Below are 7312 nucleotides of genomic sequence, written 5' to 3'. Positions count from 1 at the left end.
GTCCTTGTTTTAACTGGTGTTCCGGCAGCATAATATTGCTGATGATATAAGGTTGCTTCGAGTGATAACTGAACTATTTTAATACTACTTTTAACAAATATTAGAAATGGTGTTTTATGTTTTTACAAAATATTTCTAAATTTATTTCAAACTATCGCTATGAACAGGCAACAATAGAATCTGTCACTACTGTAAAGGCAGCCTTATTAGACTTTTTTGGGGTTACTTACAGAGGTATAGGGGAAGATGCATCACAAATAGCCTGCAATACTGTTGAAGAAATATTTAATGGAAACTCAAATTTAAATTTAAGGGCATCTGTTATTGGAACCGGCATCAAATCAGATGTGCTGCATGCAGCATTTATTAATGGTGTTTCTGCTCATGTGCTGGAACTGGATGACGGTCACAGAAAGGCCCAGATACATTTAGGGTCAGTCATTTTTCCAACCGCCCTTGCAATCGCAGAAGCTTATGATTTATCCGGAAAGGAATTCCTGGAAGGGGTCATTGTAGGCTATGAAGTGGGAATTCTTTTAGGCCAAATCGTCAATCCCGAACATAGAAACAAGGGATTCCACACCACCGGAACAATCGGGGCATTTGTAGCAGGAGTAGTCGCTTCCAAACTATTGAAATTGGATGAAGGGCAAATAATGAATGCTCTGGGTTTATGTGGAACCCAGGCAGCAGGATTATTGGAATCAGACCATGGAGGATCTATGGGAAAATCATTGCATGTGGGAAAAGCATGTTATAATGGAATATTGTCTGCCTATCTTGCAAGAAATGGATTTACAGGCAGCAAAACAATCTTTGAAGGCAATGAAGGATTTTTGAAAACCATGGTTGTTGATGATGAGGATTACAGTCAGGAAGATTTCTCATTTGAAAATGCTTTAAAGAATGTCGGCAAGGTAAGGGTCAGGGATATATACTTTAAAAAATATCCATTCTGCAGACATCTGCATTCATCAATCGATACAGCATTAAAGCTCAAGGCAAGTATTGGCGAGGAATATGACCACATCCAGAATGTAGCCGTTAAAACATACTCAGTTGCAGCGGAACACAATAATTTCAATCCTAAAAATATCGAAGAGTTAAGGCAAAGCCTTCCTTATGCCGTTGCAATCTCATTGGTAGTCGGCGAAGTGTCTGTTGATGAGATAAATCAATTGATTGAATTCGGACTTCTGGACAACTATTCAACTGTGGATAAGGTAAACAGCATCAAAAATCTTGTAAACCATATGATTGTTGTCAGTGACGATAAACTGAATGAACTGTATCCTGAGAAAAGGCCATCAAACGTTATTATTAAATTGGACCAAAGCTTTAGAAATGGAGTATTCCAAAACATCACAATGCTTCCGAAAGGGGATTTTGAAAATCCATTCCAATTAAGGGAGTTAATTGCCAAATTCAAAGCTCTTAACCCTCATTATGACATTAATAATTTAACTGTTATTGATTCACTTGAAGAATATACGATGAAATTTGTTGTTCGTAAATTAAATGGTAGATAATATGGAAAATACAAAAGAATTCCTTAAAAAAGTGGGCATCGATGAGGTTTCAGATGATTATGTTTCACCTAAACGCTTCGGCGACGGAGGACAATATCGTTTTGAGGTTCCGGGAATCCAATCCCCAAAAACAATGAACGCACTTCTTGAGGAAGCCGGCAGGAATAATATCTTCATTCATCGGGTAACACAGACAAAGGGAATAATGATGTTGACCGATGAAGAAATCAAGGAAATGGTCAAGTTGGCTAAAGATTACGGATGCGAGCTGTTTCTATCTGTAGGTCCAAGGGCAACATATGACACTTCAGCCACCGTCCACACGGAGGAAGGTAGCAGAATAGGATATCGCTTAAGGGGATATGACAATCTGGTTTATGCAATTGAAGATGTAAAAAGGGCATGCAGACTAGGAGTCAGAGGGATTTTGCTTTATGATGAAGGTCTGCTTTGGGTTTTAAATCAGATGCGCGAAGATTCAGAAATTCCATCCAATGTTCATTTCAAGTTATCAGCTCATGCGGGCCATTCCAATCCTGCATCGGCAAAATTATTGGAGGAGATGGGATTGGACTCACTCAATCCGGTTCGTGATTTGCAAATTCCAATGCTTGCATCCATTAGAAATGCAACAGATATGGTATTGGATTTGCACACCGAAAATCCGAAATCCACCGGAGGATTCATAAGGCATTATGAAGTTCCAAAATTTATTCAAGTGGCCTCTCCAGTCTATTTAAAGACAGGAGGGTCAGTTGCAGCTAACCATAACTGGGATACAACCGCTTCGGAAGCTATCGCCCGTATCAAACAAGTCAAGCTAGTCAAGAGAATGATTGATGAATACTGTCCTGATGCGATAGTTTCACCTGACAGATCCGGTGACCGGGCAGTTCCTGAGTGATTTTATGGACATTATAAATGATATTTCAAAGGCAATCATAGAAGCTTCAACCACCCTTTCAAATGATAAATATGATGCTTTAAGAAGAGCCATTGATGAGGAAAGCAATGAAAATGCACGATGGGCTTTAAAACAGATTTTAGAAAACTATCAGGTTGCCCAAAAAACTCGTTTTCCGTTATGTGATGACACTGGAATTCCTCATGTGATAATTGAAATGGGCTCTGATAGACAAATTACTGGTGAACTCTTAAATCAGATTCATGAGGGAATCTCTTTAGGATTAAACAGTCTTCCTGCAAGGCCAATGGCTGTTAAAGGCAGTGAAGTGGAAAGAATCGAGCAAAGTGAAGGTTTATTTGATGAGCCTGGAAAACTTTCTCCAGCATCAATATTGATTGACAATTCAAATGATGAATCGACATATAGAAGAGATATTGACCCCGATACATTGAACATCCACTTTTTGCTTGAGGGAGGAGGTCCTGAAATAAGATCCAAAACATTTAGGGTTTATCATAAGCGTTCCTTTGAAAATGTGATAAACACCGCATGTGAATGGCTTGAATCATCACTGAAAATGCTGGGATGCACTCCTTCGATTCCATCAATAGGAATTGGAAGAACACACTTTGAGGCAACATCCCTTTTGCTTAAATCTATTGCCTATGGAAATTTGGATAATCAAAATCATCATGAAAGAGAAATTGCCGATAGGCTGAATGAAACTGGCATAGGTCCGTTGGGATTGGGAGGCAAGACTACAGTTTTGGGATGTTATTTGAATATCGGTTATCAGAGGGCAAGTGGTGTCAGGATAGTTTCAATCAGGCCCTCCTGTTTTGTAGAACCAAGAGTAGCAACACTTAAATTATAATAGTTTTAATATTTAATTAACAACAAAAAAGGTTTTAAAAATGCAAGAAAATAATTTTAAAGTCAATCCAAAGTCTTTAAAAACTGCTGTCACCCGAGTTGAAAAGGATAAAATCGTAACTCGAGGATATAATCAAAAAGATTTGATTGAAAAAATAAGATATTCAGACATGGTTTTTTTACTTTTAAAAGGAAGATTGCCTTCCATAAGAGAAAGCAAAATATTCAATCATGTTCTGGTTTCATTTTGCGATCATGGGGTTACTCCTCCAAGTACCCAGACCGCAAGATTAATCACTTCCTCAGGCTCACCAATCAATTCTGCAATATCAGGCGCATTGTTGTCATTTGGAAACAAGCATGCAGGAGCTATTGAAAAGGCAATGGAGCTTTATCAGTCAAAAATCAATTCTATTCATTTGATTGATGATTCAAGCATTGACAATAAGCAGATTGCAAGTTTGGCCATTGAAATCTACAATGAGTATCTGGTTAAGGGCAAGAAAATACCTGGTTTTGGTCACAGATACCATGATGTTGACCCCAGGGCAGATAAACTAATGGAAATTGCAGTAAATAAAGGATATATTGGTCCACACATTAAATTGGCTTTGGCCCTTCAGGACCTTGCCTATGATAAGAAACATATCAAGCTCAATGTGGATGGTGCAAATGCTGCAATTCTGTCTGATTTGGGCTTTGACCCTCAATTGGGTTTAGGCATTTTCATGATTGGCAGGCTTCCTGGCCTAATTGCACACGCCTATGAAGAACAGATGGACGAGGATGAATTTAGAAGATTTTGCGACCTTGATGATGTAGAATATATGGGATGATAATATGGAATTTATTGACGTAATAACTGAAAGATACAGCGTAAGAGGATACCTCGACAAAGAAGTGGAAAAGGAAAAGCTGGAATATGTCTTAAAAGCAGCAACATTAGCGCCAACCGGTGTTAATAACCAACCATTTAAAGTCTATGTAATTGACACTAAGAAGTATAAGGATGAACTGTCAGAAATCTATGGCGCCAAATGGTTTGTGGAAGCTCCATACGTATTATGTGTGGTAGCCATAAAGAACCAGGCATGGACCAGACCATGGGATCAGAAAAACATTGCAGATATTGATGCAACAATAGTGATGGACCATATCATTCTTGCAGCTACTGATGTTGGACTTGGAACCTGTTATATTGGCGCATTCAAGAAAAATAAGGCACATCAATTTTTAGGCCTTGATGAAACCGAGGAGGCTGTGCTTTTTACTCCGTTAGGTTATGGCGATGCTGAGCCAAGAGACACTCCAAGAAAAGAACTGGACGAATTTGTAGTTTACATGGATTAAAATGGCTTTATACATATTGAGTGCAGATAATTCCAAAGAGATGGAAGAGATTTCTGAGGAATTATCCCAGCATAAATTCAAAACAATCGAAAAAGAGGACAATTATATCCTGATGAAAAAAAGAAGGTATGGAAACCTTTTGATTCATGCCATTTGTCTGGTAACAGCATTGTTCTTTATTGGGATAGTCATATTTATCAATGTGGCGTATTTTGCGTATTCCTTTTTATGGGCTTCTCCGAATGTATTGATTACAACAGAAACTGTTGGAGATGATGGAAAACCATTGGAATTCAGCAATATGGATGAAATATTAATGAAAGCTACTGCTATTCTATAATTTCATCAACGCTATACTCTTCTATTTTTCTTATTACCAGTGGCTTTTTACAATTTATATATTCGGATTCTTCACCTATTTTTGCATTGATAAAGACTTCGTTGACACTAGGTTCACTGAAAAGTGTTAAAATGTCTGTTAGGAATTCATCATAATCATTTTGAACCTTTTCATCACTGAACCCTAGTCGTGGAAGCTCATTTGTCCAGATGTCGCTTCCGGGTGAGAATTTTTTATCAGCAACCTTGTCATTTTTTATTTCGCCGTCCAATGTAAGCGAAAAGTTTTCATTTAAGATTATCCAAACCGCTCGTTCCATATGTAGTAATTAATATGAAATGATATAAATATCATGAAGGTTAAACTAAAAAATAAGTGTTATTATGGCAAATGTTAAAATGTTTAAATTATTAGGGGTAATGTTGGCACTAATGTTAATCGTTTGGGGTATTTCTCCATTTTTAAGACACCAGCCAATCACAAATGATGTTATGGCTACCGCAATCATTCTGGTTTTGATTGCAATTGCTTACTTTATCATATTATTTAATCCAAGCTGGACCAAAGCCGTATTCTTCTTTGAGGGTATTGTCATAGGTGTCAGCGGATACATATTACTTGCCCACCCATACAATATTGAATTCGTTATTGTGGGTGTAATCATCATTGCAATAGCAATCCTTGCTTATTTACAAAAATTACCGCCTAGTATATTGAAATGGTTTTATAGATAATTTAATTATCTTTTATTCTTTTTTTTATCTAATATTTTCATGCAAATATTATATTTTAAATACTTTTTTTTATTCAAAATTCAATTTTACGAACTTTAAACAAAATTGAATAGTAAAAGATATATATATTGCTCAACAAAAATAAGTACACCATGGTGATTAATTATGGCAGAGATATCAGACGCAATCGCAATGATAAAAAAAGCAGAATCTGATGCTGAACAACTCATTGTTGATTCAGAAGCTAAATCAAACGATTTAATTGCTGAATCCAGAGTTAAAGCTGAGGAAATTATTTCCCAAGCTAAACTGCAAGCAGAAGACGACGCTAAAGATACTGTTTTTGATGCAGAAGATAAAGCTAAAAAAGAAGCGCAATCTATTGCTGAGCAGTCCAAAGTGGACGTCAAATCCATTAAAGACAAAGCTATGGCAAATGTAGATGAAGCTGCTTCTGTAATTGTCAAAAATATTTTGTAGTGTGAGATTATATGTTCAAGACAGCTAGAATGCGAAAAATTAGAATAGTTACACTGGAAAAGTATGTAGCTCCTACAGTGGATGCTCTCCACGAATCAGGACTTATACAAATCAGTGATATTTCTGATAGCATTCAGCAAGATCCTGAATTAGCGGAATTAGTAACTCCTGCTAAAGCTTCTCCATACACTGGAAAATTATCTTCACTTCTAATGAAAACAAACGGGATATCTGAATTATTAGGAAACTCTTTATCAGAAGGCCATGGGTTAAAAGATACATTAATGTCTTTTATTAGTCCAGATTTACCTGTTCAAAAGGAAGTTGAAAAGTTAGACACTGAAGCTTTTATAGCAAAAGCTGAAGACACTCTATCCCAGGTGGAAGCTAAAACAAGCGTTATAGAGGAAAAACTATCCGCACTCGACGCTGAAACAAGTGAACTACAGTCTAATAAAAGTTTGGCTAATCGCTTATCTAATTTTGACATGAATTTAGCTGACTTAAAAGATTCAAAGTACACTTCTACTACTGTTGGAAGGATTAATGCTGAATCTGCTTCAGAAATCAAAAATGAATTAAGTAAATTGACAGACGAATTAGAGATTTTTACTGTTCCTGCGGATGATAAGGAAGGAGAAATTATCGTCGTAGTGACATTAAAAGAGTTAAGTGATGAAGTTTATTCAACACTTCGTAAATACGACTTTGAGAAAATTGAAGTAGGTGATGTTGAAGGTACTCCTCAACAGATTATTTCAAATGCTGATGCAAGATTATTGACCATTGAATCAGAACGTGCTTCAGTCAAAACTGAATTGAAAGCTGTTGCTGAAAGATGGGACGATGACATATTAGCTCTCAAAGAACAGTTAGAAAATGAAAAAGATAAGAACGAGATTCTTTCATCATTTGTTCAAACCAAGGATGCTTACGTACTTGAAGCATGGGTGCCTGTCGCAGACACCGAAAAGGTTGAACAATTGGTTGAAAAAAGCTCTGACGGACATTGTGCCTTTGAAACAATAGAGGTTGAAGGTACAGATGATGAAAATGTTCCAGTTTTACAACAAAACGGATGGTATGCAAAACCTTTCGA

General features: G+C 36.8%; 9 protein-coding genes and 1 pseudogene. 9 read left to right on the top strand and 1 reads right to left on the bottom strand.

Going from position 1 to position 7312, the window contains the following annotated elements; translation table 11 throughout:
• Window positions 1–116 precede the first annotated feature (116 nt).
• The 6 genes from QZN27_RS07790 to QZN27_RS07765 are packed head-to-tail and all read left to right on the top strand — an operon-like array spanning window position 117 to window position 4999.
• Window positions 117–1529, top strand: a complete 1413-nt coding sequence (locus QZN27_RS07790; protein WP_296786034.1) for an MmgE/PrpD family protein — start codon at window positions 117–119, stop codon at window positions 1527–1529.
• A 1-nt stretch (window position 1530) separates the two neighbouring features.
• Window positions 1531–2433 carry a peptidase gene (locus QZN27_RS07785; RefSeq protein WP_296786030.1) on the top strand — a complete coding sequence of 301 codons (903 nt, stop codon included), beginning with the start codon at window positions 1531–1533 and terminating at the stop codon, window positions 2431–2433.
• A gap of 4 nt (window positions 2434–2437) precedes the next feature.
• Complete coding sequence (locus tag QZN27_RS07780) at window positions 2438–3310, top strand: fumarate hydratase (RefSeq protein ID WP_296786027.1); 873 nt, start codon at window positions 2438–2440, stop codon at window positions 3308–3310.
• Window positions 3311–3350: 40 nt separating this feature from the next.
• The gene (locus tag QZN27_RS07775) at window positions 3351–4145 is read left to right on the top strand and encodes a citryl-CoA lyase (protein ID WP_296786024.1); all 795 of its coding nucleotides are present in this window, start codon (window positions 3351–3353) and stop codon (window positions 4143–4145) included.
• A 4-nt stretch (window positions 4146–4149) separates the two neighbouring features.
• Complete coding sequence (locus QZN27_RS07770; RefSeq protein ID WP_296786021.1) at window positions 4150–4659, top strand: nitroreductase family protein; 510 nt, start codon at window positions 4150–4152, stop codon at window positions 4657–4659.
• Between the two features lies 1 nt (window position 4660).
• On the top strand, window positions 4661–4999 hold the full coding sequence (locus QZN27_RS07765; protein ID WP_296786018.1) for a hypothetical protein: 339 nt from the start codon (window positions 4661–4663) through the stop codon (window positions 4997–4999).
• On the opposite strand, the gene QZN27_RS07760 is transcribed toward QZN27_RS07765, so the two are convergent.
• Window positions 4989–5318, bottom strand: a complete 330-nt coding sequence (locus QZN27_RS07760; RefSeq protein WP_296786015.1) for a hypothetical protein — start codon at window positions 5316–5318, stop codon at window positions 4989–4991. The genes QZN27_RS07765 and QZN27_RS07760 overlap by 11 nt on opposite strands.
• A gap of 64 nt (window positions 5319–5382) precedes the next feature.
• Between QZN27_RS07760 and QZN27_RS07755 the strand changes: the two genes are divergently transcribed.
• The 3 genes and pseudogenes from QZN27_RS07755 to QZN27_RS07745 all read left to right on the top strand — a co-directional run.
• Entirely contained in the window at window positions 5383–5733 is a 351-nt protein-coding gene (locus QZN27_RS07755) for a hypothetical protein (protein WP_296786013.1), read from the top strand.
• Between the two features lie 165 nt (window positions 5734–5898).
• Window positions 5899–6213, top strand: a complete 315-nt coding sequence (ahaH, locus tag QZN27_RS07750) for an ATP synthase archaeal subunit H (RefSeq protein WP_296786011.1) — start codon at window positions 5899–5901, stop codon at window positions 6211–6213.
• A gap of 11 nt (window positions 6214–6224) precedes the next feature.
• Window positions 6225–7312, top strand: a pseudogene (locus QZN27_RS07745) (V-type ATP synthase subunit I); the annotation flags it as partial.

This window comes from uncultured Methanobrevibacter sp., from assembly GCF_900316895.1.
Taxonomy (GTDB): Archaea; Methanobacteriota; Methanobacteria; order Methanobacteriales; family Methanobacteriaceae; genus Methanocatella.
This window is presented reverse-complemented; position numbering and strand designations above follow the sequence as displayed.

Bases quoted from the DNA above. Each gene is read 5' to 3' on its own strand.
- QZN27_RS07790 (WP_296786034.1), top strand. From the start codon at position 117: ATGTTTTTACAAAATATTTCTAAATTTATTTCAAACTATCGCTATGAA.
- QZN27_RS07785 (WP_296786030.1), top strand. From the start codon at position 1,531: ATGGAAAATACAAAAGAATTCCTTAAAAAAGTGGGCATCGATGAGGTT.
- QZN27_RS07780 (WP_296786027.1), top strand. From the start codon at position 2,438: ATGGACATTATAAATGATATTTCAAAGGCAATCATAGAAGCTTCAACC.
- QZN27_RS07775 (WP_296786024.1), top strand. From the start codon at position 3,351: ATGCAAGAAAATAATTTTAAAGTCAATCCAAAGTCTTTAAAAACTGCT.
- QZN27_RS07770 (WP_296786021.1), top strand. From the start codon at position 4,150: ATGGAATTTATTGACGTAATAACTGAAAGATACAGCGTAAGAGGATAC.
- QZN27_RS07765 (WP_296786018.1), top strand. From the start codon at position 4,661: ATGGCTTTATACATATTGAGTGCAGATAATTCCAAAGAGATGGAAGAG.
- QZN27_RS07760 (WP_296786015.1), bottom strand. From the start codon at position 5,318: ATGGAACGAGCGGTTTGGATAATCTTAAATGAAAACTTTTCGCTTACA.
- QZN27_RS07755 (WP_296786013.1), top strand. From the start codon at position 5,383: ATGGCAAATGTTAAAATGTTTAAATTATTAGGGGTAATGTTGGCACTA.
- ahaH (WP_296786011.1), top strand. From the start codon at position 5,899: ATGGCAGAGATATCAGACGCAATCGCAATGATAAAAAAAGCAGAATCT.